Source organism: Variovorax sp. RA8, assembly GCF_901827175.1.
Classification (GTDB): domain Bacteria; phylum Pseudomonadota; class Gammaproteobacteria; order Burkholderiales; family Burkholderiaceae_C; genus Variovorax.
In genome coordinates, this window is sequence record NZ_LR594662.1 from 813,128 (window position 1) to 838,867 (window position 25,740).

24 protein-coding genes are annotated in these 25,740 nt (G+C 66.3%); 13 read left to right on the top strand and 11 right to left on the bottom strand.

The window, feature by feature from the left end; translation table 11 throughout:
* Window positions 1–38 precede the first annotated feature (38 nt).
* The 3 genes from E5P3_RS03935 to E5P3_RS03945 all read right to left on the bottom strand — a co-directional run bounded on the left by E5P3_RS03935 (window position 39) and on the right by E5P3_RS03945 (window position 2,286).
* The gene (locus E5P3_RS03935) at window positions 39–494 is read right to left on the bottom strand and encodes a MarR family winged helix-turn-helix transcriptional regulator (protein ID WP_162584769.1); all 456 of its coding nucleotides are present in this window, start codon (window positions 492–494) and stop codon (window positions 39–41) included.
* Between the two features lie 113 nt (window positions 495–607).
* Window positions 608–1,423 (bottom strand): crotonase/enoyl-CoA hydratase family protein, encoded by an 816-nt coding sequence (locus E5P3_RS03940; protein ID WP_162584770.1) that lies wholly within the window; start codon window positions 1,421–1,423, stop codon window positions 608–610.
* Between the two features lie 14 nt (window positions 1,424–1,437).
* A complete protein-coding gene (locus tag E5P3_RS03945; protein WP_162584771.1) occupies window positions 1,438–2,286 on the bottom strand; it encodes a 3-hydroxybutyryl-CoA dehydrogenase in 849 nt (282 codons plus the stop codon).
* A gap of 130 nt (window positions 2,287–2,416) precedes the next feature.
* On the opposite strand from E5P3_RS03945, the gene purT reads away from it, so the two are divergent.
* The 10 genes from purT to E5P3_RS03995 all read left to right on the top strand — a co-directional run bounded on the left by purT (window position 2,417) and on the right by E5P3_RS03995 (window position 14,446).
* Window positions 2,417–3,619 carry a formate-dependent phosphoribosylglycinamide formyltransferase gene (purT, locus tag E5P3_RS03950; RefSeq protein ID WP_162584772.1) on the top strand — a complete coding sequence of 401 codons (1,203 nt, stop codon included), beginning with the start codon at window positions 2,417–2,419 and terminating at the stop codon, window positions 3,617–3,619.
* A 25-nt stretch (window positions 3,620–3,644) separates the two neighbouring features.
* Window positions 3,645–4,598, top strand: coding sequence for an alpha/beta hydrolase (locus E5P3_RS03955; protein ID WP_162584773.1), 954 nt, complete (start codon window positions 3,645–3,647; stop codon window positions 4,596–4,598).
* 157 nt (window positions 4,599–4,755) lie between these two features.
* The gene (locus E5P3_RS03960) at window positions 4,756–6,294 is read left to right on the top strand and encodes a hypothetical protein (RefSeq protein ID WP_162584774.1); all 1,539 of its coding nucleotides are present in this window, start codon (window positions 4,756–4,758) and stop codon (window positions 6,292–6,294) included.
* Window positions 6,295–6,751: 457 nt separating this feature from the next.
* Window positions 6,752–7,558 carry a helix-turn-helix domain-containing protein gene (locus E5P3_RS03965; RefSeq protein ID WP_443083229.1) on the top strand — a complete coding sequence of 269 codons (807 nt, stop codon included), beginning with the start codon at window positions 6,752–6,754 and terminating at the stop codon, window positions 7,556–7,558.
* Between the two features lie 94 nt (window positions 7,559–7,652).
* Window positions 7,653–8,531 carry a branched-chain amino acid ABC transporter permease gene (locus E5P3_RS03970; protein ID WP_162584775.1) on the top strand — a complete coding sequence of 293 codons (879 nt, stop codon included), beginning with the start codon at window positions 7,653–7,655 and terminating at the stop codon, window positions 8,529–8,531.
* Between the two features lie 91 nt (window positions 8,532–8,622).
* Window positions 8,623–9,699, top strand: coding sequence for a branched-chain amino acid ABC transporter permease (locus E5P3_RS03975; RefSeq protein WP_162584776.1), 1,077 nt, complete (start codon window positions 8,623–8,625; stop codon window positions 9,697–9,699).
* Complete coding sequence (locus E5P3_RS03980) at window positions 9,696–10,598, top strand: ABC transporter ATP-binding protein (protein WP_232072974.1); 903 nt, start codon at window positions 9,696–9,698, stop codon at window positions 10,596–10,598. Before E5P3_RS03975 ends, E5P3_RS03980 begins: the two co-directional genes overlap by 4 nt.
* Complete coding sequence (locus E5P3_RS03985; protein ID WP_162584777.1) at window positions 10,595–11,383, top strand: ABC transporter ATP-binding protein; 789 nt, start codon at window positions 10,595–10,597, stop codon at window positions 11,381–11,383. Before E5P3_RS03980 ends, E5P3_RS03985 begins: the two co-directional genes overlap by 4 nt.
* Before the next feature lie 5 nt (window positions 11,384–11,388).
* Window positions 11,389–13,245, top strand: a complete 1,857-nt coding sequence (locus E5P3_RS03990) for an AMP-dependent synthetase/ligase (RefSeq protein ID WP_162589526.1) — start codon at window positions 11,389–11,391, stop codon at window positions 13,243–13,245.
* 28 nt (window positions 13,246–13,273) lie between these two features.
* Window positions 13,274–14,446, top strand: a complete 1,173-nt coding sequence (locus E5P3_RS03995; protein WP_162584778.1) for an ABC transporter substrate-binding protein — start codon at window positions 13,274–13,276, stop codon at window positions 14,444–14,446.
* Window positions 14,447–14,477: 31 nt separating this feature from the next.
* On the opposite strand, the gene E5P3_RS04000 is transcribed toward E5P3_RS03995, so the two are convergent.
* The 4 genes from E5P3_RS04000 to E5P3_RS04015 form a co-directional block, all read right to left on the bottom strand.
* Window positions 14,478–16,481 (bottom strand): 3'-5' exonuclease, encoded by a 2,004-nt coding sequence (locus tag E5P3_RS04000; protein ID WP_162584779.1) that lies wholly within the window; start codon window positions 16,479–16,481, stop codon window positions 14,478–14,480.
* Window positions 16,482–16,725: 244 nt separating this feature from the next.
* Window positions 16,726–17,088 carry a hypothetical protein gene (locus tag E5P3_RS04005; protein ID WP_162584780.1) on the bottom strand — a complete coding sequence of 121 codons (363 nt, stop codon included), beginning with the start codon at window positions 17,086–17,088 and terminating at the stop codon, window positions 16,726–16,728.
* Between the two features lie 10 nt (window positions 17,089–17,098).
* On the bottom strand, window positions 17,099–19,069 hold the full coding sequence (locus tag E5P3_RS04010; protein WP_162584781.1) for an RHS repeat domain-containing protein: 1,971 nt from the start codon (window positions 19,067–19,069) through the stop codon (window positions 17,099–17,101).
* Window positions 19,070–19,327: 258 nt separating this feature from the next.
* Window positions 19,328–19,810, bottom strand: coding sequence for a hypothetical protein (locus E5P3_RS04015; protein ID WP_162584782.1), 483 nt, complete (start codon window positions 19,808–19,810; stop codon window positions 19,328–19,330).
* A gap of 82 nt (window positions 19,811–19,892) precedes the next feature.
* Here E5P3_RS04015 and E5P3_RS04020 point away from each other — a divergent pair, with 82 nt between their 5' ends.
* From E5P3_RS04020 to E5P3_RS04030, 3 genes are all read left to right on the top strand, one after another.
* Window positions 19,893–20,078, top strand: a complete 186-nt coding sequence (locus tag E5P3_RS04020; protein ID WP_162584783.1) for a hypothetical protein — start codon at window positions 19,893–19,895, stop codon at window positions 20,076–20,078.
* A 46-nt stretch (window positions 20,079–20,124) separates the two neighbouring features.
* A complete protein-coding gene (locus E5P3_RS04025) occupies window positions 20,125–20,961 on the top strand; it encodes an HDOD domain-containing protein (RefSeq protein WP_162584784.1) in 837 nt (278 codons plus the stop codon).
* A 174-nt stretch (window positions 20,962–21,135) separates the two neighbouring features.
* Window positions 21,136–21,705, top strand: coding sequence for a GAF domain-containing protein (locus tag E5P3_RS04030; RefSeq protein WP_162584785.1), 570 nt, complete (start codon window positions 21,136–21,138; stop codon window positions 21,703–21,705).
* 20 nt (window positions 21,706–21,725) lie between these two features.
* Here the strand turns inward: E5P3_RS04030 and E5P3_RS04035 are convergent, their stop codons facing one another.
* The 4 genes from E5P3_RS04035 to E5P3_RS04050 are packed head-to-tail and all read right to left on the bottom strand — an operon-like array spanning window position 21,726 to window position 25,736.
* Window positions 21,726–22,106 carry a VOC family protein gene (locus E5P3_RS04035; RefSeq protein WP_162584786.1) on the bottom strand — a complete coding sequence of 127 codons (381 nt, stop codon included), beginning with the start codon at window positions 22,104–22,106 and terminating at the stop codon, window positions 21,726–21,728.
* A 22-nt stretch (window positions 22,107–22,128) separates the two neighbouring features.
* Entirely contained in the window at window positions 22,129–23,592 is a 1,464-nt protein-coding gene (locus E5P3_RS04040) for an SRPBCC family protein (RefSeq protein WP_162584787.1), read from the bottom strand.
* The gene (locus tag E5P3_RS04045; protein ID WP_162584788.1) at window positions 23,592–24,032 is read right to left on the bottom strand and encodes an SRPBCC family protein; all 441 of its coding nucleotides are present in this window, start codon (window positions 24,030–24,032) and stop codon (window positions 23,592–23,594) included. The genes E5P3_RS04040 and E5P3_RS04045 overlap by 1 nt, the downstream gene beginning before the upstream one ends.
* A gap of 3 nt (window positions 24,033–24,035) precedes the next feature.
* Complete coding sequence (locus E5P3_RS04050; RefSeq protein ID WP_162584789.1) at window positions 24,036–25,736, bottom strand: flotillin family protein; 1,701 nt, start codon at window positions 25,734–25,736, stop codon at window positions 24,036–24,038.
* Window positions 25,737–25,740: the final 4 nt, after the last annotated feature.

Genomic DNA, 25,740 nt, shown 5'->3' on the forward strand with positions numbered 1-25,740 from the left:
GTGAAAAGAATGCTTCGACGCCGAAGCGGGCGGGGAAACTAGGCGGCCGCTTTCACGCGGTCGCGCAACTGCTGGATCTGCTGCGTGAGCGCCACCAGCTCCTCGATCGAGCATTGGCTGGCGGCCATCAGGCAGGCCGGAACGGAAGCCGCGCGCGCCTTCAGGCGGCGCCCGGCGGTGGTGAGGCTGACGTGCACGCGGCGCTCGTCGGCCACGTCGCGGATGCGCGCCACCAGGCCGTTGGCCTCGAGGCGCTTGAGCAGCGGCGTCAGCGTGCCCGAATCGAGCGACAGGCGCTCGCCCAGCTCGGAGACCATGAGGCCGTCACGCTCCCATAACACCAGCATCACAAGATACTGGGGATAGGTGAGCTTGAGCTTGTCGAGCAGCGGCTTGTACAGCTTGGTCATCGCCAGCGAGGCGGAATAGACCGCGAAGCACAGCTGGTTGTCGAGCTGGAGCATCTCGTCGGCGGTGGGGGCTTTGGAGGGCATGGGCTGAATTGTAGTGCCCAACTAAGTTGTGTGCAACTTAATTGTGAGCGCTACCTCAGGCCGGTCCCTGTCCTGCCTTGTCCTCCCTTCCGGAGGAATAGGGCACAGGACAATCAGCGTCCGCTGAAGCGGGCGGGTCGGCGTTCGACGAAGGAGCGCACCCCTTCCGCCGCGTCCTCGCTGTTCGCCAGCCGCTGCTGCACCGGAATGAAGTCCTCCACCGCCGCCAACGGCCCCTGCTCGATCGCCTTCATCACATTGAGCCGCGTCGCCACCACCGCCAGCGGCGCCTGGGCGGCAATGCGCTGCGCGATGCGAAGGGCCTCGTCCAGCTCCTGCCCGGGCGGCACCACCTTCTGCACGAAGTTCAGGCGATAGGCTTCGGCGCTGTCGAATTCATCCGCCGTCAGCAGGTGCAGCATCGCGTTGCCCAGCCCCGCGCGCTCGGCCATGCGCAGTGTGGCGCCGCCGGTGGCCATGATGCCGCGCTGCACCTCCATCTGCGAGAAGCGGCAGTTGTCCGCCGCCACCACGATGTCGGCGCCCAGCATCAGCTCGATGCCGACGGTGAAGCAGATGCCCTTGACCGCTACCACCATCGGCTTGCTGCGGCGGCGATAGCCGGGCGTGCCGAAGTCGTGCGGCTCCACCAGGCCCTCGGGAATCGCCTTCTCGCCGCGCTTCATGTACTCCGCCACGGCCGGCAGGTCCAGGCCGGCCGTGAAATGATCGCCGAAGGCATGCAGCACGCCCACGCGCAGCGCGGGGTCGTCGTCCAGCCGCGTGTAGGCTTCGGCCAGCTCGCGGAACATGCGCGGCGTCCAGCCGTTGCGCTTGGCGGGGCGGTTGATGCCGATTAGCAGCACATGGTCGAGCACCTGGGTGTCGATGCAGCCTTCCGGCGGCGGCGTGGTGGGCGTGGTGGTCATGGTGCCGTCCGCGTTCAGTAGGTGTACACCCCGCGCCCCGTCTTGCGCCCCAGTTGCCCTGCGGCCACCATCTCCTTCAGCAGCGGGCACGGCCGGTACTTGGAATCGCCGAACTGGGCCAGGTACACCTCCATCACCGCCAGGCACACATCCAGCCCGATCATGTCGGCCAGCGCGAGCGGGCCGATCGGCTGGTTGCAGCCCAGCTTCATGCCGGCATCGATGTCCTCGGCCGTTGCCAGCCCCTCGGCGAGCACGAAGAAGGCCTCGTTGATCATCGGCACCAGGATGCGGTTGACCACGAAGCCCGGCGCGTTCTTCACCGTGATGGGCGACTTGCCCAGGCGCAGGGCCAGCGCCTTCACCGCGTCGTGGGTCGCGTCGCTCGTCAGGTAGCCGCGGATGATCTCCACCAGCGCCATCATCGGCACCGGGTTGAAGAAGTGCATGCCGATGAAGCGGTCCGGCCGCGAGGTGGCGGCGGCGAGCTGGGTGATGGAGATGGACGAGGTGTTGGAGGCGATGATGGCCTCCGGCGCGAGCAGGCTGTCGATCTGTTTCAGGATCTTGAGCTTGAGCTCGTGGTTCTCGGTAGCCGCCTCGATCACGAGCTCGGCGGCCTTCAGGTCCTCGTAGTTCGTCGAGCCCTTGATCAGCGCCAGAGCCGCGTCCTTCTGCGCCGAGCTCAGTTTGTCCTTCTTGATCAGCCGGTCGAGGCTGCCGGCCACCGTGGCCACGCCTTTGTCGACCGCAGCCTGTGCGATGTCGACCATGACGACGTTGACGCCCGAGACGGCGCAGGCCTGGGCGATGCCGTTGCCCATCGTGCCGGCGCCGATGATGCCGACGGTCTGGATAGCCATGTGAATGCTCCTTGAACTGAAACCCGCGATTGTGGAACAGCCCGTGCCGGCCAGGTGTTGCCGCCGGTGACAGCCGCGGTGATTCAAAATGCCGCGATCTCCAATCGACCCACCAGCGACGGACCGCACCATGACCACCCTCGGCACGCCCCTTTCCCCCACCGCCACCCGCGTGATGCTGCTCGGCTCCGGCGAGCTCGGCAAGGAGGTGCTGATCGCGCTGCAGCGCCTGGGCGTGGAGACCATTGCGGTCGACCGCTACGAGAACGCGCCCGGCCAGCAGGTAGCGCACCACGGGCGCACCATCGCAATGAGCGACCCGGAGCAGCTCAAGGCGCTGATCGAGGCCGAGAAGCCGCAGCTGGTGGTGCCCGAGATCGAGGCCATCGCCACGCCCATGCTGCAGCAGCTGGAGGAGGCCGGCACGGTGCGCGTGATCCCCACCGCACGCGCCGCGCGTCTCACCATGGACCGCGAGGGCATCCGCCGCCTCGCCGCCGAGACGCTCGGCCTGCCCACAAGCCCCTACAAATTCTGCGACTCGCTGGCCGAGCTGCAGGCCGCCATCGACGCCGGCATCGGCTATCCGTGCATCGTCAAGCCCGTGATGAGCAGCTCGGGCAAGGGCCAGAGCCGGATCGACGGCCCGGCCGACGTGCAGAAGGCCTGGGACTACGCCATGGCAGGCGGCCGCGTGAGCCACGGCCGCGTGATCGTCGAGGGCTTCATCGACTTCGACTACGAGATCACGCTGCTGACCGTGCGCGCGCTCGCCGCCGACGGCACGGTGCAGACGCAGTTCTGCGCGCCCATCGGCCATGTGCAGGTCAGCGGCGACTACGTCGAGAGCTGGCAGCCGCACCCGATGGCCCCGGCCGCGCTCGAGAAGGCGCAGCGCATTGCCCAGGCCGTGACGGCCGACCTGGGCGGCCAGGGCCTGTTCGGCGTGGAGCTGTTCGTCAAGGGCGACCAGGTCTGGTTCAGCGAGGTCAGCCCGCGGCCGCACGACACCGGCATGGTGACCATGGCCACCCAATGGCAGAACGAATTCGAGCTGCACGCCCGCGCCATCCTCGGCCTGCCGGTGGACACCACGCTCAAGAGCCCGGGCGCCAGCGCCGTCATCTACGGCGGCGTGGACGCGCAGGGCATCGTCTTCGACGGCGTGGCGCATGCCCTGCAGGTGCCCGGCAGCGATGTGCGCCTGTTCGGCAAGCCCGAGAGCTTCGTCAAGCGGCGCATGGGCGTCGCGCTGGCGCATGCCGCCGACGTCGAGACGGCGCGCCGCAACGCCAAGGAAGCCGCCTCGCGCGTCGAGCCGCGCATCGCCTGAATCCCCCCAAGCAGGAGTCTTTGCCATGCTGCATCCCCAGGCCCAGGCCTTCATCGATCTGCTCATCGAACGCAAGGTGCCGCCCACCCACACGCTCACGCCGGCGGACGCGCGCAAGTTCTACCGCGAGCGCCGCGCGGTCACGCAGCCTGAGCCCAGCCAGGTCGCGGAAGTGCGCGAGTTGAGTGCGCCGGGCCCGCAGGGCGCGATCCCCTTGCGGTACTACCGCCCGCTCGGCAGCCAGGCCGGGGCCGTGCTGCCGGTGCTGGTCTACTACCACGGCGGCGGCTGGACCATCGGCGACCTCGACACGCATGACACGCTGTGCCGCGAACTCTGCAATCTCTCCGGCTGCGCGGTGGTGGCGGTCGACTACCGCATGGGCCCGGAGCATCGCTTTCCTGCGGCGGTCGATGATGCGCTGGCAGCCACGTACTGGGTGCGCGCGCAGGCGGCGACCCTCGGCGTCGATGCGAGCCGCCTCGCGGTCGGCGGCGACAGCGCCGGCGGCAACCTCGCGGCCGTCGTCGGGATCGCGGCCCGCGATGCCGGCGACCTGCCCGTCGCCTTCCAGGTGCTGATCTATCCCGCCACCGACATGCGCTGCGTGCATCCCTCGCACACCAGCAACGGCCAGGGTTTCGTGTTGACCAGCGACAGCATCCGCTACTTCCACGACAACTACATCGACGACCCGGCGCACGACCTGGACTGGCGCGCCTCGCCGCTGCTGCACCCCGACCTGTCGCGCCTGCCGCCGGCGCTGGTGCTGACGGCCGGCTACGACCCGCTGCGCGACGAGGGCCTGGACTATGCGCGGGCGCTGACCGCGGCCGGCAACCGCGCGGCGTACGTCTGCTTCGAGCGCCAGATCCACGGCTTCATCACCATGGGGCGGCTGATCGACGAGGCGAACGCGGCGGTGTCGATGTGCGCGGCCGAGCTGCGGCGTGCGCTGGGAAGCAGGGCCGCCGAGTAGTGAATGGAATGGGCGGGGGCGCACGGCGCCTCGCTCTCGACCCGCATGCAGCTATTGCTGGTGATGGTCCATGGAACGTTTAGCGCACCGGTGCCACCTATCAAGGTTCTCGCGTGGCATGCGGAACGTCTTTCCAAACCCCCACAGCAATACAAACATGCGATTCATTCACAAGAGAATTACTCCTGCTCGGCATAACTACACCCCATTGGTCAATAACGAACTGACAGACACCGGCGCCTGGAAGGCCAGGCTCGTCAAGCAGTTGCCTCCTCATGACGCGTCTCCATTCAACCAACGGATCAGGGACTATCTCATCGAGGACGACAAATCGGACCTGAGTTCCCTGGTCTGCGAATGCATGAAGCACGGTAACGTGGACGTGCTTACCTACATCCTGGCGAACGAGGACATCAAGAGCCTGCACATAGAGGGTCCGATCAGCGGGCGAGGATGGAAAGCCCTGGCCAAGGCCATCCCGGATGCCCTCCATGCCACGGAGCTGACGGTGTCGAAAGATGGCTTCGATGCTTACAAGTGCAAGCAGCTGTTCAGGGTGCTGAAACACATGCCTGAACTGCAGAAGATCTCTCTGAGCAAGGTTACGGAAGAGGGGGGCATTCTCTTCGACCAATTGGAGTGCCCAGACTTGCCAGAGCTCGTGGACCTGGATGTCTTTGCGAAATCCGATCCGAAAGCTGGCGGCTTTCGGCTGCCGCTGAAAATTCTCAGGGCTTGCAAGGTTCAGCGCCTGAGCATCGAAGAGTCTGGAGCGATCAGCATCGACAAGCATTTGCAGCTTGCCAAACTGCTGCCCGAGCAAACCCTGCTGGACTCCCTGCGATTGAAAATCGAGCATCGCGACACGCCGAAGCAGTTTGAGTGCTATATGCCATTCCTTTGCGGCGAGACACCGACACCACTCGTCCATCTGGATCTGAGCAGCTGTTGTATCGGGGCATACAACCTCAACCAACTGCTCGAAGCGCTGCCGCAAACACAGTCCGCATTGGCGAGTCTCTCACTCAGCCGCTGCGGGGTGGCTCGCCACAAGAAGCACGGGGAGACGATCGGGATCAACCTCTTGCCCCTGGCCGGCATGAACAGCCTCGCGCACCTGGATCTCAGTGACAATCTTCTTCCACCGGAGCCGACGGTGGCGTTGCTCGCGGAGTTGCAGAAGACGCCGAACCGCCTCGAGATCCTGAACCTGAATAGAAACTTGATCTCAAAGAACACCTATTCCGCAATGGCGTCCTTCCTGCGGGACAACGAGACGCTCCGTCGCCTTTCCTTCGAACCCTCTCTGAGTCAAGCGAATCTCCATGACGAAGTGGGAGTGCTGAATGAGCTGGTTGGAGCCATGGAGCAGAACAAGTGCTTGCTGGAGCTCGAGTTCCATTGGTCCTGGCCCATCGATGAGCACCGTGCAAGCGTGGATGCCTACCTTGATCGCAACAGGAAGCAGGCTTTCATGGACGCGGCCTCGCAGACCGCCGCGGCGTTCGTCATGCCTCGGCTCCTCATGGGCCCGGAGGACCAAGAGGAATTCCTGAACCGCCGGCAATTGCCAAAGGAATTCGTCAGGCACATCATCGGACAGGGCTTGAGCGAACAAGATGCGTTGACCCTCTCTTCGCTCAATAAAGCGACTCGAGAGGCGCACGAGGAGTTCCTGCGAAAAGCCGGGTCTTGAGCGACGCCGGCAGAGCGCTCGCCCGACACCTCTACCACCCCGCTCGACATTCCCAATACGGTAAGAAATCCAACGTCTGGCAACTGGAAGGCCTCGCTCAGGTTGAAGTTGCAGACCTCTCTGCATGATTGGCAGGAAAGGGCCCCCGGGTTCCAGAAGCTGTTCAACGACTACGTGAGCAGCGAGCCCGTCGAAGGATAGAAAGCATGCCGGCCAGCTTCCCCGTGCAGTCGTTGAAGCTGTCGATCATGGGCCTCGATTCTTTGAAGGCCGGTTTGCTGCTCAAGGCGCTGGGCGGAATCCCGAAGTGACCCGGCGCGTGGCCCGCTGAGCCGCAGTAGCCGCCGCCAGCAGTGTCTAGGGTAAGTCCCTGCGGGAATCGCGCGCGCAGGGCCGGCGCACGCCGCTACGATGGCCCGGCGCGACGCCGATCCGGCTGAGCGCCCCGCACAGGAGAATGCGCATCGTGGCAACGCGGCAAACGAAGACAGCGCTGCGTGGCAGCGACGGTCGGCTGATGTGGCTCGGCCCCACGCGCGTGTTCTACGCCGGCCTCCTGGGCGCGACCTCGCAGCGCAGCCTGGGCGGCCACGGAATCTACGTCTCCCCCACCGGCGAGCCGCTGCGCATGCGCGTGGCCGGCGGGGCGTGGCGCAGCGGCGAGCTGCTGGCGGTGCCGGCCCGCGTGTCGCACCAGGTGGCGACCGAGCATCCGCTGGTCCTCAACCTGCTGCTCGAATCGGAGTCGATCGACCCGGCGCGCCTGCCGCCCTTCCTGCGCCACTGCGGGCCCGTCGAAGCGCCTGCCTTCGCGCAGCGCGTGCGCGACAGCCATGCACAGCTGCTCGCGCTCGCGAGCCGCGAAGGCCCGGCCGGCTTCCCCGATTTCGACGCGCTCTTCTTCGGCGGCGCGCTGCCGCCGCCGGTGCTCGACGCCCGCATCCGCGAGGCGATCGCGCGCATCAACGCCGACCCCGCGGCGCCGAGCCCGGCCGAAGAATGCGCCGCCGCGGTCGGGCTGTCCTTCTCGCGCTTCCTCCATCTCTTCAAGCAGGAGACCGGCGTCACCTTCCGCGCCTTCCGCGCCTGGAAGCGCGCCCGCGGCCTGCTCTACCACGTCGACCAGCCGGCGAGCCTGACCGACATCGCGCTCGACACCGGCTACCCCGACTCCACCCATTTCAGCCACTCGATCCGGCAGGTCTACGGCCTTCGGCCCAGCGACATCCTCGCCGGATCGCGCCGCCTCGCAGTGCATCGATGAGGCTGCGCCCGGCTGCCGGGCAGGCCATGCGGGACAACCCTCTGCGCCGCGTGGACGGGCGGCCCTATAAACCGCCAATCCCACCGAGGCGCCGTTGCTTCAAATCCTCCAACTCCTCCTTTCAGGCATCGCGCAAGGCTGCATCTACGGCCTGATCGCGCTGGGGTTCGTGCTGATCTACAAGGCCACCGAGACGGTGAGCTTCGCCCAGGGTGAACTGATGATGCTGGGCGCCTTCTGTGCCTTCGCCGGCATGTCGCTGGTCGGGCTGCCCTTCTGGCTGGCGGCGTTGCTGGCCATCGCCGCGATGGCGGCCTTCGGCGTGCTGCTGGAGCTGGTGGTGATCCGGCCCATCCTCGGGCAGCCGCAGTTCTCGATCGTGATGCTGACCATCGGCATCGGCTACGTGGCGCGCGGGCTGATCACCATGGTCCCCGGCATCGGCACCGACACGCACGCGCTCGCCGTCCCCTACAAGGACGAGATCTGGAAGCTCGGTGCGCTGGTGGTCAACGTGGAGCAGGCGGCGATCATCGGCGCCACGGCCGTCCTGTGCGGGCTGCTCTACGCGATGTTCCGCTACAGCAAGCTGGGCATCGCGATGCAGGCCTCCTCGCAGAACCAGCTCGCGGCCTACTACATGGGCATCCCGGTCAAGCGGCTCAACGGGCTGGTGTGGGGGCTGGCGGCGGCGGTGGCGGCCATTGCCGGCATGCTGCTCGCGCCCATCACCTTCGTGCATGCCAACATGGGCTTCATCGGGCTCAAGGCCTTTCCGGCGGCGGTGGTGGGCGGCTTCGGCAGCCTGCCGGGCGCGATCGTCGGCGGGCTGGTGATCGGCATCGTCGAGTCCTTCGCCGGCTTCTACCTGCCCGACGGTTTCAAGGACACGGCGCCCTACATCGTGGTGCTGGTCATGCTGATGGTGAAGCCCAACGGCCTGTTCGGCGAGAAGCTGCGCAAGAAAGTCTAGAACATGTGCCCCCACGCTCGTCACTTCGTGTACTCGCTGCCCCCCGAGGGGACGCAGGCCTGCCTTGGGGCGGCCCGGCGGCTGGCCTGACATGCGTTTCATCTTCAAGACCAGCTACGCCCAGGACATCGCCCTGGCCAGGCACGGCGGGCACGTGTTCTGGTACGGCCTGCTGGGCGCGGTGCTGATCGCGGCGCCCTGGCTGCTGCCGGAGTACTGGCTGGCGCAGCTGACCTTCGTGCTGATCTACGGCATCGTCGGCCTGGGCCTGATGCTGCTGGCCGGCTTCACCGGGCAGTTCTCGATCGGGCATGCCGCCTTCCTGGGCACGGGTGCCTACACGCAGGCGGTGCTGGCCAATGCGGGCGTGCCCTTTCCGATTGCGCTGGCGGCGGCGGCGGCGCTGTCCGCGGCGGTGGGCGTCGTGGTGGCGCTGCCCGCACTGCGGGTGAAGGGCATCTACCTGGGCATTGCCACGCTGGCCTTCGGCTTCATCGTGGAGGAGGTATTCGCCCGCTGGGAACGCGTGACCGGCGGCAACTCGGGACTGCACGTGAAGTCGCCCAATCTCTTCGGGCTCGACATCAGCTCGAGCGAAAGCTTCTACATCGTGTGCCTGCTCATCGCGGTGCTGTGCACCTTCGCGATCCTGAACCTGCTGCGCTCGCCCACCGGCCGTGCCTTCGTCGCCATCCGCGACTCGGAGATCTCGGCCCAGAGCATGGGCATCCACCTGGCGCGCTACAAGACCCTGTCCTTCGCCATCTCGGCGGCCATGGCGGGGCTGGGCGGGGCGCTGTATGCGCACAAGCTCAGCTTCATCTCGCCGGACCAGTTCAACATCCTGCAGTCCATCGACCTCCTGCTGATGGTGGTGATCGGCGGGCTGGGCTCGGTGCACGGCGCTTTCCTGGGCGCCATCTTCCTGATCGCGATGCCGCAGCTGATCGCGCTGGGCAAGGACTGGCTGCCGCCGGTGATCGGACAGGCGCCGGGGCTGCAGGGGCTGGTCTACGGGCTCGTGCTGATCGGCTTCGTGCTCTTCGAGCCGCTGGGACTGTACGGGCGCTGGCTCAAGGTGCGCACCTACCTGCAGCTCTTTCCGTTCTACCGCAAGGGGCTGTTCAAGCGGCAGAAGGCCTTCACCAAGTCGGACCGTCTCCGATGATGACTGCCCCCCGGCTTGCGACTTCGTCTGCTGCGCCACCCCCCGAGGGGGAGGCCCGGCCGCCTTGGGGCGGCCCGGCGGCGGCTGGCGACATCCTCCTGTCCGCCAAGGAGCTGAGCGTGCGCTTCGGCGGCGTGCTCGCGGTCAACAAGGTGAGCTTCGAGGTGCGGCGCGGCGAGGTGTTCACGCTGATCGGGCCCAACGGCGCCGGCAAGACGACGGTGTTCAACCTGATCAGCCGGATCTACGCGCCGACCACGGGCGAGATCCTGTGGCACGGCGGCGAGGGCGCGCCGGCCGTGCTGACCGGCCAGGCGCCGCACGAGATCGCGGCGCTGGGCATCGCGCGCACCTTCCAGAACATCGAGCTCTTCGAGCATGCGACGGTGCTGCACAACTTGCTGATCGGCCGCCACACGCATCGGCGCTCGGGCTTCTGGAGCGAGATCTTCTTCACCCCGGCCACGCGGCGCGCCGAGATCGAGGCGCGCGAGAAGGTGGAGCGGGTGATCGACCTGCTGGACCTGCAGCATCACCGCGATTCGATGGTGGCGGGGCTGCCCTACGGCGTGCGCAAGGTGGTGGAGCTGGCGCGCGCGCTGTGCACCGAGCCGAAGCTGCTGCTGCTCGACGAGCCGTCCTCGGGGCTCAACGTGGAGGAGACGGCGGACATGGCCTTCTGGATCCAGGACATCCAGAAGGAGCTGGGCATCTCGGTGCTGATGGTCGAGCACGACATGTCGCTGGTGTCGAAGGTGTCGGACCGCGTGCTGGCGATGAACATGGGGGAGGCGCTGGCTTCCGGGACGCCGCGGGAGGTGCAGTCGGATGCGCGGGTGATCGAGGCCTATCTGGGGACGGTGGATGACCTGAGCAGCTTGAGGAGGGGGTCTTCATGAACGACATGAAGGACGACAACCCCGTCCTCGAGCTCCTCAACGTAGAAAGCGCCTACGGCCCCATCAAGGCCATACGCGGCGTCAGCCTCAAGGTGCGCCGGGGAGAGATCGCCACGGTGCTCGGCTCCAACGGCGCCGGCAAGACCACCATCCTCAAGACCATCTCCGGCATCATCGACCCGAGGAAAGGGAGCATCGCATTCGAGGGTCGCAGCATCACCGCCCAGGACCCGGCCCACATCGTCCAGCAGGGCCTCAGCCACGTCCCCGAGGGCCGCGAAGTCTTCCCGCTGCTGTCGGTCAGGGACAACCTGCTGATGGGCGCCTACACCCGAGGCGACCGCGACGGCGTGGCGCGAGACATCGAGACCGTCTACGCCTACTTCCCCATCCTGCGCGAGCGCGCTTCGCAGGCCGCCGGCCTGCTCTCCGGCGGGCAGCAGCAGATGCTGGCCATCTCGCGCGCCATCATGGCCGCGCCCAAGCTGATCCTGCTCGACGAGCCCAGCCTCGGCCTGTCGCCCAAGCTCACGCGCGAGATCTTCGAGATCGTGGTGCGCATCAACCGCGAGCGCGGCACCACCATCCTGCTGGTCGAGCAGAACGCCAACATGGCGCTCAATGCCTCCGACTACGGCTACGTGCTGGAGAACGGCCGCATCGTGATGGAGGACAGCTGCGAGCGCCTGCGCGAGAAGGAGGACATCAAGGAGTTCTACCTCGGCCTGAAGGACGAGGGCGTGCGCGGCGAGCGGCGCTGGAAAAGGAAGAAGACCTGGAGGTGAACGCCATGCAGGGACTCTGGGACACCGCCCGCATCCAACCGCGCCACGACATCATCGTGCCGGGCGAGACCATCCCGGCCGTCTTCTGGAACGCCGTTGCCTCGCGCGGCGACCAGGTCTGGATGCGGCAGAAGCAATTCGGCATCTGGCGCAGCTGGAGCTGGCGCCAGACCGCCGAGGCGGTGCGCGAGATCGCCGGCGGCCTGATGGCCCTCGGTTTCGCGCCCGGCGAGTGCGCCTCCATCCTCGCCAACACCGTCGTCGAATGGGTGCTGGCCGACCTCGCCGTGCTCAGCTGCGGCGGCGTGGCCAACGGCATCTACCCGACCGATGCAGCGTCGCAGGCGCACTACCTCTGCGAGGACTCGCGCACCACCGTGCTCTTCGTCGAGGACGACGAGCAGCTCGACAAGGCGCTGGAGGTGCGCGCCGGGCTGCCGCTGCTGCGCAAGGTGATCGTCTTCGACATGGAAGGGCTGCGCGATCTCCACGACCCCGGCGTCATGAGCCTGGATGCCCTGCGCGCCCTCGGCCGCGGCCATCTCCAGGCCCACCCCCAGGCGCTCGAGCAGCGCGTCGCCGCCTGCCGTCCCGAAGACCTCGCGATCCTGGTCTACACCTCGGGCACCACCGGCAAGCCCAAGGGCGCGATGCACTGCCACCGCGGCCTGGTGCACATCACGCGCGGCTACAACACCCTGATCGCGCAGGACGAGCATGACGAGCGCATGTGCTTCCTGCCCCTGTGCCACATCGCCGAGCGCCTGGGCGGCGAGTACTTCTCGATGTACACCGGGGCCATCCTGAACTTCGTCGAGAACCCCGAGACCGTGCCCGAGAACGTGCGCGAGATCGCGCCCACCGTCTTCACCGCCGTGCCGCGCGTGTGGGAGAAGTTCTACTCGGGCGTCATGATCGCCCTCAAGGAGGCGAGCGGCCTGCAGCAGGCAGCCTACGCCTGGAGCATCGGCGTGGGCGCCGCCATCGCCGAGCGCGTGCTCGCGGGCCGGCCAGTGGGCGCCGGATGGCGCTTCAAGTTCCGGCTGGCGCGCTGGCTGGCGCTGGACAACGTGCGCAAGCTCATCGGCATCCACCGCGCGCGTTTCCTGGTCACCGGCGCGGCGCCGATCTCGCCGGAACTGGTCAAGTGGTACCTGGCGCTGGGCGTGCCCATGGTCGAGGTCTGGGGCATGACCGAGACCTGCGGCGCCGCAACCGGCGCGCCGGCGGGGCGCATCAAGCCCGGCTCCATCGGCCCGGCCGCGGGCTACAACGAGGTGCGCCTCGATCCCGCCACCGGCGAAATCCTGGTGCGCGGCACCAACGTCTTCATGGGCTACCTCAACCTGCCCGGGAAGACCGCCGAGACCATCGACGCCGATGGCTGGCTGCACACCGGCGACGTCGGCACCGTCGACGAGGACGGGTATTTCCGCATTACCGACCGGATGAAGGACATCATCATCACGGCAGGCGGCAAGAACATCACGCCCAGCGAACTGGAGAACGAGCTCAAGTTGAGCCCTTACATCACCGACGCCGTGGTGATCGGCGATGCCAGGCCCTATCTGACGGTGATCATCATGATCGACCAGGAGAACGTCGAAAAATTCGCCCAGGACCACGACGTGCCTTTCAGCAACTACCGGAGCCTCACGCGCGCGCGGGAGGTGCAGGACCTGATCCAGGGCGAGCTCGACCGCGTCAACGCGAAATTCGCCCGCGTCGAGCAGATCAAGAAGTTCTTCCTGCTCGAGACCCAGCTGAGCGCCGAGGACGAGGAGCTCACCCCCACCATGAAGCTCAAGCGCAAGCTGGTGCAGACCAAGTATGCCGAGCGCATCGACGCGATGTACGCCTAGTTTTTGCCACAACCGAGGAGACCACGCCATGAAGATCCAGGCTCTGATTCCGCTGGCCGCGACGGCCGGCCTCGCACTGAGTTCCGGCCTGGCCGGCGCGCAATCGCAGGGCGTCACCAAGGACGAGATCCGCATCGGCACCATCCAGGACCTGTCGGGCCCGCTCGCCGGCTTCGGCAAGCAGGCGCGCAACGGCATGCAGCTGCGGGTGGACGAGCTCAACGAGCAGGGCAACGTCAACGGCCGCAAGCTCAAGCTCTTCGTCGAGGACTCGGGCTATGACCCCAAGAAGGCGGTGCTGGCCGCGCAGAAGCTGGTCAACCAGGACAAGATCTTCATCATGGCCGGCCACATCGGCACCGCCCAGAACATGGCGGCGATGCCGGTGCAGTTCGAGAAGAACGTGGTCAACTTCCTCCCCATCACCGCGGCGCGCGAGATGTACGAGCCGCACCACAGGCTCAAGTACTCCTTCGCCGCCACCTACTACGACCAGATCCGCCTGGCGCTGCCCAGGATGATCAAGGACAAGGGCGCCAAGAAGGTGTGCACCATCTACCAGGACGACGAGTTCGGGCTCGAGGTGCAGCGCGGCGCCGAGGCCGGCCTCAAGACCGTGGGCATGGAACTGGCCGAGAAGACCTCGTACAAGCGCGGCGCCACCGATTTCTCGTCGCAGGTCGCGAAGATGAAGGCGGCCAACTGCGACCTGGTGGTGCTCGGCACCATCATCCGCGAGACCATCGGCACGGTGGGCGAGGCGCGCAAGACCGGCTTCAACCCGACCTTCCTGGGCTCGAGCGCCGCCTACACTGACCTGATCCACAAGCTCGGCGGCAAGGCCATGGACGGCATCTATGCCACCCATACGGCCCAGCACCCGTACCTCGACGAGGCCTCGCAGCCGATGCGCTTCTGGGCCAACAAGTACAAGACCAAGTTCAACGAGGACCCGACGGTGTTCTCGGTCTACGGCTACACGATCATCGACCAGTTCATCAAGGCCGCGCAGAAGGCCGGGCCCAACCTCACGACCGACAGCTTCGTCAAGGCGATGGACACGATGACCTTCGAGCCCGACATGTTCGGCTCGCCGAAGAGCACATACACCGCCACCAAGCGATTGGGCAACGACCTGTCGCGGTTGTCGCAGATTGTGGATGGGAAGTGGAAGGTGGTTTCGGACTACGTGGCGCCTTGAGGGGTGAATCGCCGGGTGAGTGCTTGGCGGCCTACTCTGATTTTGCGCCGGCAGAAAGCTTGTATCCCGCCTTGTGAACGAAGCCACTGGGCTTTTCCGTGCTCGCAAGCAGTGTGAGGAACCGCCTGGCGCGCGTCATTCCCACATAGAACAGGTTCTGCTCTTCCTTGTTGGATGCCGTGGGCATCGGAAACTCGCCCTGCGCGAGGTTGGGCAGCACGACGTGATCGAACTCCAGGCCCTTCACGCTGGCGATGTTGGCAATCACTAGGCTGGAGGTCTTCTTTGACTGGCGCTGCTTTTGCTCCGCATCGTTGAGGCTCTGGAAGTAGTCTCGGGCCGTATCGAACTTTGTCGCTGCCCGCTTGAGTCCCTCGATGTTGCCCAGCGCGTCCTGGCGTCGCTGCCTGGACACATAGACTTCCTTGACAATGCTCTCGATGTCCAGGGCTGCCAGCAGCTGAGCGAGAAGGCTCGGGCCAGCCTGCTCGCGAGCGACCTTCACGGCTGCCTTCAGACGCCTGTTCATGCCGGGCCCTGCGGTTCGCAAGACTTGATTCTCGAAGAAGTGCGTGAGGAAGCCGGGGGCTTCCTTGACGCTCCGGATGGCATCGGACAGCAGCGCCTCCTGGCTTTCGTGTTCGCGGCCTTTGACATCGATCTTGCTGCCGCTGAAAAAGCAGAGGGCTTTCATCACTTTCTCGCGGGTCTGATCATCCGCAACGCTGGCGATGTTGTCTGTCGCCACGGCGAGCAATCCTCGGACGAAAAGCACTTCCGGGCGCATCAGGTAGCTGTCCAAGCCTTTCATCGTGTACGAGAAGCCGTTCTCCAGCAAAGCGTTCTCGATGAGCACCGACTGGTGCGAATGCCGCAGCAGGATCGCGAACTCATTCATCCTGGCCTTTGGCTGGCCCTGCCAATCCTTCGCCGTATCCACGACCAGACCTGCACATTCCTCCGGCGTGCCATAGCCGGCGAGCAGGAGCTTCGTCTCGTGAGCTGCCATGGAACTGTATGGCTTGGCCGCGATGCGACCTGCCTTGATTGCAAGGGATCGGCCAAACCGATAGCTGTGCGTCAACGGATAGCGACGAACAGTTCGGCGTGTGTAGCTCTCCATGACCTTGCCCATGAAGCTCGCATCGGCACCCGTCGCTTCGTGGAGGACTTGATCGACGTCACCCACGCCGCAGAAGAAGCTGGGCGTGGTGTTGAGAAGTTCCTGCAGCACCCTGAACATCGCTTGATTCAGGTCGTGCATCTCGTCCACCACCAATACCTTGGTCGAGAACGGCCAGCTCTGCAGTCCCTGAACGGGCTCGTCCTTGTAGAGCAGGCATGCCAGATCGTAGGTGGCGTCCAGCGGGCCGCGGAACAGCGGGCGGTCCGCGTTCTCCCTGCGGCGAATCCGTTCGTAAGCCAGGAAGATTCTCAGCTGGGTGTACTCGACGCCGATGGCGGCTGCATAGTCCGGGGACACCGAACTGTCGCCGCGCTCGAGCGTGTCGCGCATGGTGCCCTTCAGCCTTGTACTCAGCCTGAGGAACTCTTCGACCATCCCGCTGTCGCCCAGAGCCGGCAGGATGAGTTCGGAGCGCCATCGCTCGCTCTCGTTTTCCTCGACGCGCTTGACGGCTTGCCAGACGAAGGGGCGCAGTTCCTCGTCCAAACCGTAGACGGGGACGCGCGCCCCGACGATCTCGTAGAGGATCTGTTCGCAGAACTCCTCGAAGGTTTGAATGCGGAATCGGCCCACCACACTGGAAGGGACGCCGATCTTGGCGAGAGCGCCCTTCAAGGCATCGCAAGCAGGCTGTGTGTAGGTGAGGGCGAGGAACAGATCGGGACTCGTGCCACGTCGCCAGCTTTCGGCCATGCGCAGGGCCAGGGTCGTCGTCTTGGCGGCACCAGCATTGGCTTCAACAATGATCGCGCGATCCGTTGCCGATTGGATGACCAACTGTTCCTCGGTTGCTTGGATGCCTTTCGGCTCGAATGCCACTTCCCGGGAGGAGGCGTTTCTGCTTGTCATTGTCTTGTTTCTCTGAAGTCGCTATGCGGTTCAGTCCGTTGAACGCGAGCTCGGCAAAGCTCGTGATGTCAGGATTTGGCATGACATCGAGGGGCAGCCCGGTTGTGTGCCGTCGTGGGCTTCTTGTCACCGAACGCGCTTTACGCCCACTTGCAAACATTGGTTTATGACATTGGAAGATCGAGCACGCACCGCATGAGTCATCCACACAGTCCGTGAGCGGAATGTCATGAGGCGAAGGCGCTCATTTGGATGCAACAAGGCCGAAGCGCGATTCCTCGAAATCAACAAACCCTAGATCCTTGAGCGTGTCCATCGGCATTGCTGCCGCGTTGACCCCTTGCATTACAAGCGTGTCATAGCCGGGCTGCTGCGAGTACTCGTTGTAGTGATCATCCAGGGACATGGCGATTCGCGCTGCTGCCTGTTCAAGCGATTCGCCTGCTCTTAGTGGAAACCAAGTCATTTGCTCGGGATCAGCTGTCGAACTAGCCTTGATCTGTGCGTTCGCCTGCGTGTCGGCTATCCATACGGGGACTTCTCGGGCGATGCGCCGGACGAACAGTTGACTGTCCGCTTGCAGGATAAGCATGACGAATCGACTCATGTTGCCTCCTCTAGTTGCATGATTTTCTGCCGCGGGGCCAAGGTGACAGAGGCCAACCCTTGTCGCGTCCGCCAGGCCCCCAATTGTGACCATGCGGCGCACCTTGTCCGTGATCGTGATCCCAGTCGATGTCGAGTTCCGGCTTGCCATCTGCGCCGTACTTGCGCTCTTGCCCGCTACCAGGGTTCACATGCCATGAGGCGGGCTCGCCATTGTTGGGCGTCCTGTCCTGAAACATCGGCCCAAACACATCCCAGCCGAGCACAGCTCCGGCCGTGGCCCCTGCAGCGCCTGCGATCCAACCACCGACCGTGGGTGCTGCCGGTAGCAGGAATGCAAAGCGGCCATCCGGATCTGCGTACTTCAGTGGATTCAAGTTGGCATGGGGGAACCTGTTCCACCCTCCGCCGAGGCCAATCCGATCAGGCTGCGTGTACCGGCCGCAAGCAGGACAGTAGCTTCGATTCCAGTTGTCGTATAGGCCGCTCTCCTTGTCGCCGTACGTCACGCCCTTGAAGTCCGTCTCGCTGGTGACCAGGCCGTTGGAATCCTGCACGCGGTTGGCAGCGTCGGCCCTGCCCGACGCCGATGGCAGCGAACCGCTCGTGACGGCGAGCTTGTCCTTGTTGCTGCCATAGACGTAGGTGCGCTGGGTGCCCACGGGGTCCCGGACGCTGGCGCTGTTGCTGTAGGGGTAGGAGACCTCGTAGCGCTCGGCGCCTCCGGCCAATTGGGTGCTGGTGGCGCGGCCGAGGTCGTCGTAGCCGAAGGTGCCCCAGCGCACGCCGCTCTCGCCGACGATGCCCGTGAGGGCATGCGGGTAGCTGCCGTTCTCGTACAGATATCCCCGGCTCTTGCCGTCTGGGTAGGTCACGAATGCGAGCCGGCCCATCGTGTCGTAGGCATAGCCGATCGTGCGGCCATCGGGCGTGGTCACAGTCGAGAGCCGGCCCGCGCCGTCGTAGCCGAGCGACAGGGTGCGGCCGAAGCCATTGCTGATGGTGGCCAGGCGGTCCAGGCCGTCGTAGCCGTACGTGGTGACGAGGCCACCACGCCCGGTCTTCGTCTGCAACCTGCCGGACGAATCGAAGGTGAGCAGGGTATCGTCGTCCGCGCGCTTGTAGCTCCAGCCTGAGGGCGTCGCGCTCAGCGAGTCGGCGCTGTTGTCCGCGGTCCAGGCTGCGCTCGACGACGCCTTCGAGAAGGTGCGCTGATGGCCCTCGGGGCCGATGATGGCGACCGTCTGGGAAGTCACGCCGAGTTGAAGCTGGACGGCGTGGTTGTGGCTCCATGCCTGCCCCAGCCCGGTTGGGGTGCCGGGCCTGCCGCTGCCCCAGTTGCTGCGATAGAAGCGCACCATGCCGAGCGCAGCAGGTCCGGAATCCGTCCAGTCGGTTTCGGCACGAAACTTTTCGGCGCCCGCAAGGAAGAAGGGATTGCCGGAATACAACCCGTCAGGTGCGCCACAGGAGTTCTGCTCTGGCTCGGGCGGTGTCGCCGGAATGCATCGCAATGGAGAGGCCGAAGGATCCGCCTTGTAGCCGGCGGAGCACTCGCACGATGGCGCCCCCCAAGCAGGGACGACGGGCTTGGAATTGGGGTCCCCGCAATCGACGGTGCTTGCGTCCATCGCGGCGAAAAGTTCATCGGCGTCGGGATATCGCGTCGAGTAGTACTCACAAGTCGTCGGGCTGTAGCTGGGAACAAAGTAGCTCTGCTCCGGAAACTTGTATGCCTTGCAGAAGTCGTCCATGCTCTCGAACAGCGGCAGTTCCGAATGGGGGGTGTGCCCTGAGAAGTAGTACCAAGTCTTCGCATTCGCATGGCCCGAGAAGCACACGAACGCGATGAGCATCGCGTGCCACAGACTCTTGTTGGTGAAAGCGCCAGGTCGCTTCCGAGTCGCGATGCTGGACTGGCTTCGAGCGAACGGGTTTGAAAGTGCAGCGCGCACGCGTGCGCGCCGTTGGCGGCTTGCCATGGGTTCTCCCTGGGTGATTGATCTTCTCGCTGCGCGTCATGGCGCGCAGCGGCGATTCAATGAGAGCGGTTGCGGCGGCAACGACATCCGGCCGCCGCATCCATTTCATTGGTGGCGCGGATCATAGTCACGCAAGCCACAACACAACAGGCAGGAGAAAGTTCAAGCCACGTCAGTTCGAGGGTGCTGAAGTAGCACTTGCCGTGTCATCGAGAGACTTCAACAAGCCTGCATGTCCTCCAACCGCCATCACCGTCATCACGCCAACCTGAACTCCTGCGCCTGCCTCACCACCGCTGCCTTGTCGAAGGCATTGATCTCATCGATCAGCTCGTTGGTGAACACGTTGCGCAGGTCACCCAGTTGCTGCGGCAGCTGCGGGTTGGCGGTCGAGCTTGCGGTGATGGCGACGATCTGCTGCCATTCCTCCTGGCGCGAGGCGCCCCAGCGCAGATCGGGGATCGTCCGGGCGGCGGATCCAGTTGTCCTTGCGCCGGCCGAGAAACAGCTCGATCTCCTTGCGGCTCTCGGCGTCCGACTTGTTCTTCGACTTGGTCTCCGGATAGAGCGCCCAGTGGATGCTGATCGCCTCGCCGAGGTTGGTGTGCGCGAACAGTGTGGACTTGGCGACCGCGCGGAGTTCGCGCCGCGGAACACCTTGCGGCCCTGGGCCGAGACGCCCGCGCCCCAGACGGGCGCGAGGCCGCCGAGTCCCAGGTTGAAGTGACGGCGATCGATCATGCAGTCCCCGCTTTCTGAAGAAGATGAGGTTGGGGAATCAGGCGCTCACGGTCTTGTGCGCGTCCTCGACCGGCATCTAGCCATGCGGTTCAGGTCGATGGCCTTCAAGCCGGCGATGCTGGTCACCAGCACCGGGAAGAAGGTGAGCATGCGGCCGAGCGCCGCCACCCGGCCCCGCAAGCCGCCCGTGGCCGCCAACGCCGGCGCACATCCACAGCGACATCCCTGGCTTGACCTGATGGCGTGCCGAAGTCCCCCGGTGGTGTAGGAGAATGGCGCCTTCTCCAAAGAAATTCACTCGAGCCCACCGAGACATGACCGCAGCAAGCCTGGACGAGCTGTTTGCCGAGAGCCATTCGCTTCCTTCGGTCCCGAAGGTGGTCCGCGACCTGATCGAGGTCTTGAGCAACGACAACGCCACGCTCTCGCAGGTGGCCCGCAAGATCGATGTCGACCAGGTGCTCACCGCCAGGATGCTGCGCCTGGCCAACTCGCCGTTCTACGGCGTGCGGCGGAAGATCTCGACGATGGAGGAGGCGATCCGGATGCTGGGCCTGTCGTCGATCCGGACCCTGGTCATCAGCTCCAACCTCACGGGAACCTTCAAGAAAGTCCCCCACGTGGACCTGCCGAAGTTCTGGCGCCATAGCCTGCGCGTCGCTTCCGCCGCCCGCCATCTGGCCGGCGCAAGCCGCGCCGCCGACCCGAACCTTGCCTTTACCGTGGGCAGCATGCATGCAATCGGGCACCTGATCATGTGCATCGTGATGCCCGACGAAATGGGGCCGCTCAACACGGCCTGCCCGGTCGACGCCATGGGCCGGCTCGAGGCCGAGGAGCAAGCCTTCGGCTACCACTTCGGCGATGTCAGCGCGAGGCTGGCCTCGCGCTGGAATTTCTCCGACGAGTTCGTCACCGCGCTGGGCGGGTTCGCGCGGCCGCTGCGCGTGCAGCCCTTCGATGCGCTGGCCGGCATCGTGCACCTGGCCGTCTGGCGCGTGGCGCTGGATCGCGACGGGCCGGCGCTGTCGTCCGACTTCGAGGCCTGGCCTTCGGAGGTCGGGCGCGCGGTCGGCCTCTCGCGGGAAAGCCTCGAGGACATGCCGACGCCCTCGGAGCTGGCCGCCGACCTCGAAGTCATGATCGCCTGAGCCACGAACGGACTGCCTCAGCCGTCTGCCGACCCACGCGCTAGAACTAATGCCCGACGACGGAAATCACGTCGACGCGACAAGTTGCAGCGCCGGCCAAATTTTTGCGTCGTCCTTCACACCCGGCGAAGCAAGCCTGCACTTACGATTGCCGCACTCTCCAGATCGTTATACATGGAAACCTACCCGGACCCTCGCACCAACCCCGCCCCGGAGGCATGGGTCGAGCAGTTGCGCATCGTCACCGCGGCCGGGCGCTTTCATGCCGGAGAGGTGTCGGTGCAGCGCGCGATCGGCGAATTGCTGAGCCTCGTGCGCGATCTGCTCCAGCTCGAGGTGGTGTTCGTCAGCGAGATCGTGGATGGCCGGCGCGTCTTCCGCCATATCGAGTCGCAGGACGGGACGGCGACCATCCGTCCCGGCCAGTCCGCCCCGCTCGAGAAGACCATCTGCCAGCGCATCCTCGACGGCCGCATGCCGAACGTGGTACGCGACGTCAACGCCGTGCGCGAGGCACAGGGGCTGCCGCGCAACTTCGAGGGCATGGGCACGCACATCGGGGTGCCGGTCCGGATGGCGGACGGCAGGCTCTACGGCATGCTGTGCGGCTTCAACATGAGAGGCGTGACCGAGCTGGACGAGCGCGACGTGCGGCGCCTCGAAGTCGCCGCGGGTGCAGCCGCGCGCCTGCTCGCGAGCGCGGATGGGCGCGAACACACGCCTTTCGATCCCGCGCTGAGCTAGCCCCGGCCTTCAGTCGGCCTTCAGTCGGCCTTCTCGGACGCGTCGAAGTCCAGCTCCACCTTGGCCCCGTTGGGGTCGTGGCAGAACAGCTGCCAGGTCCCGGCACCCGCCTGCCGCCGCAGCTCGTACTTCGTGCCGCTTTCATCGAAGCGCCCCTTCACCGTGCGCAGGTCGCGTGCCGTGAATGCCATGTGGTCGATCACGCCCGCGCGCTGCGCCGGCACGGGGCGGTCGAAGTAAAGGTGCACCAGCGCCTGCGGCCCCTCGCCGTAGAGCCAGGCCCCGGGGAAGCCGAGGTCCGGCCGGTGGCCGATCCGCAGCCCGAGCAGGCCGGTGTAGAAATCCAGCGTCTTCTTCTCGTCCTCCGCGATCACGGTGAAGTGGTTCATGCCGACGATCATGGGATGGCTCCTTCTTGGTTGTTCAGGGCAGCAGGACCAATGCGCCCAGCGTGGCGCGCGATTCGAGCCGCGCGTGCGCCTGCGCCGCGGCCTCCAGCGAATGGCGCTCGATCGGCGGCAACCGGATGCTGCCGTCGGCGAGCGCATCCCAGACGCGCTGCGCCCGCTCGGCCAGCTGCGCCTGGCTCGCCACGTAGTCGAACACCACCGGCCGCGAGAAGCTCAGCGACTTCGCGACCAGCGCATCGGGCGGCAGCGGCGCCAGCGGGCCGCTGGCCTGGCCGAGGCTGATCCAGTGGCCGCGTCGCGCCAGCGCCGCCAGGTTCTCGTCGCGGGCCGCATCGCCCAGGCCGTCGATCAGTACGTCGGCACCGCCGCAGGCGCGCTGCACGGCATCGGCGAAGCGGTAGTCGCGTGTGACGATCGCATGCTCGCAGCCGTGGTCGCGCGCGACGCGGGCCTTCTCCTCGCTGGATACCGTGCCCAGCACCGTCGCGCCCAGCCTGCGCGCCCAGGTGCAGACCAGCAGGCCCACGCCGCCGGCCGCCGCGTGCACCAGCAGCCGCGTGCCGCGCTGCACCCGGCCCAGGTCGTGCAGCAGGTAGTCGGCGGTGATGCCCTTGAGCAGCAGGGCGGCCGCGGTCTCGTCCTCGATCGCCGCGGGCAGGCGCACCACCCAGTCCGCCGGCACGCAGCGCACGCCGCAGTAGGCGCCGGGCGCCGGGCCGAGGTAGGCCACGCGATCGCCCGGCAGCAGTCCGCTCACCTGCGGCCCGACATCGAGCACGCTGCCCGCGGCCTCCATGCCCGGCACCAGCGGCAAGGCCGACGGGATCCAGCCGCGCCGCAGGTAGATGTCGATGAAGTTGACGCCGATCGCGCGCTGCCGGATGCGCACCTCGCCCGCGCGCGGCGCCGGGGCCTCGCCCTCCTGCGGGTGCAGCACCTCGGGGCCGCCGTGATGTTCGACCACCACGCGGCGCGTGGGCAGGGGCAGGGCGGCCGGCATCGCCTCCGAACTACCGCTCCCGCGCAGGTCGCCGCCCTGGCGCAGGTAGCGCCGCAGGTTCTCGAAACCCGTCTCGTACACGCCCTTCGCCACCATGTCGCGCAGCTCGCGCTCCATGCCGGGCGGCGTGGCAAAGCGCGATTCCCAATGCCAGAAAGTGCGGTTGCCGTCGGTCACCGTCTTCAGCGTGACGGTGGCCACGTAGCGCTGCAGCGGCACCGTCGCCTCGACGATGCAATAGGTGCTCTTGTGCTCGCTGTCCGACAGCGTCAGCAGCTGCTCGCGGATGCGGTTGCCGTCCCTGAGCGTGAAGCTGCGCACGCAGCCCACCTGGTCGCTGCGCTCGCCGCCCTCGATGCGGCTGGCCTCCACGGCCTCGTGCCACTGGTCGTGGCTGTTGAAATCGCGCAGCACCGCCCAGACGCGCTCGATCGGCGCATCGATGATGGTCGAGCGAACGACGCGCTGCAGCATCATCAGCGATGCCCGAAGTGGCGCTTCAGCGCCTCGAAGCCTGCCTGGAAGACGCCTTGCCCAATCGACTCGGCGAGTTCACGCTCGCGGCCCTCGTCGCACTCGAACTCCGCGCTCCACTCCGCAAAGCAGCGCCCCCCGTCCGTCACCGGCGTGAGCTTGAGCGTGGCGATGTAGTTCGCCACGCCCATCGGGCTCTCGAGGATCTCGTAGCTGCAGCTGTACTCGTAGTCCGACAGGGCCAGCAAGCGCTCGCGGATGGCGCCCCCGTCCTTGGTGTGGAACTGCCGGATACAGCCCACGCGGTCCGCCGGCTGCCCGTTCTCGATGCGGCTGTCCGCGATCGACGGGTGCCATTGCGGCAGGCCGTTGAAGTCGCGAATGCGCGACCACACGTTGTCGGCGCTGGCATCGATGACGCTCGAGACATAGACCTGCACCATCCCTCATTCCTTCTTCTTGCCGACGCCGGAAAGCAGCGCAGCCTGCGTGCCCGCGGGGTCGCCCACCAGGCGCTGGATATCGCCGCCTTCGATGCCGATCTCGCGTAGCAGCTGGTCCACCAGCGGCGCCTGCGCGCGGAAGCGCAGCGCGGAGTTCACCAGCCCGTCGGCAAAGCCCCCGTTCGCGTCGCCGTTGGGAATGCCCCCGTGCGACCCGCCTCCGCCCAGTCCCTCCACATGCAGGATCTTGATGCCCTCGATGCGCTCCATCGGCCGCACCGACTCGCGGATGATGGCCTCGGCCTTCTCCACCAGCTTCATGCGCAGCGCCGACATGCGGGCATCGGCCGACAGCATGTTGTGCGCCTCGTTCATCATGCGCTGCGCCTCGGCCTCGATCTCGGCGCGCACGCGCATCGCCATCGACTTGATCTTGTCCGCATCGGCATCCGCCTCGGCCTGGGCGCGCAGCGCGGCGCCACGGTCGGCGCTGGCCTCCTTCTCGGCCTGCGCGGCGGTCGTCAGGCGCAGCGCATCGCGCTCGGCCGCCTGGGCCGCGCCGATCAGCTCGATGGCCTTCCTGCGCTCGGCCATCTCCACCTCGCGTGCGGTGAACACCTTCTCCTCGGCAGAGACGGCCTGTGCGCGCGCGGATTCCGCCTCGGCCTGGGCCTCGCTCTGCGCCTTGCTCTCGCGCGCCACCGCGATTGCGCGCTGCTGCTCGGCCAGCTCCAGCGACAGCCGGCGCTCGATCTCGGCGCCCTGGATCGCGCGCTCCTTGGCGATGCGCTCCTGCTCGATGGTCTGCTCGGCCCGGATGCGGGCGGCGTCGATGCTCTGCTTGGCCGCGATCTGCGCGCCCTCGGCGTCCTGGTCGCGCTGGGCCCGCTCGGTCGCCAGTTCGGCGCGCTGGCGGGCGCGCGCGATCTCCACTTCGCGCTGCTGCGTGAGGCGCGCGTGCTCGCCCTCGCGGTCGATCTCCAGCGAGAGCTTCTCGGCTTCGAGGTTCTTGTTGCGGATCGCGATCAGCGTGTCCTGCTCGACATCGTTGCGCTGCTTCTTGCGATGCTCGATCTGCTCGGTCAGGCGCGTCAGGCCCTCGGCGTCGAAGGCGTTGCTCGGGTTGAAGAACTCCATGCCGGTCTGGTCCAGCTGCGTCAGCGAGGCGGCCTCCAGCTCCAGGCCGTTCTTGGTCAGGTCCTCGGCCACCGATTCGCGCACCGACTTCACGTAGGCGCCGCGCTTCTCGTGCAGCTGCTCCATCGTCATCTCGGCGGCGGCGGTGCGCAGGGCATCGACGAACTTGCCCTCGACCAGCTCCTTCAGCTGCTCGGGCTCCATGGTGCGCAGGCCCAGGGTCTGCGCGGCCGCGGCGACCGCGTCGGGATGGGCAGCCACCCGCACGTAGAACTCGGCGATCACGTCGACGCGCATGCGGTCCTTGGTGATGAGCGCCTTGTCGCGGCCGCGGCTCACCTCGAGCCGCAGCGTGTTCATGTTGACGGGGATCACGTCGTGCACGATGGGCAGCACGAAGGCGCCGCCGTCGAGCACCACCTTCTGCCCGCCCAGGCCGGTGCGCACGAAGGCCCGTTCCTTCGAGCTGCGCAGGTAGAGCCAGTGGAGCAGCCAGACCGCGATCGCGACCACGATCGCGACCACGATCAGCCCCAGGATGAAGTTGCCGAATTGAGCGCCTGACATGAAT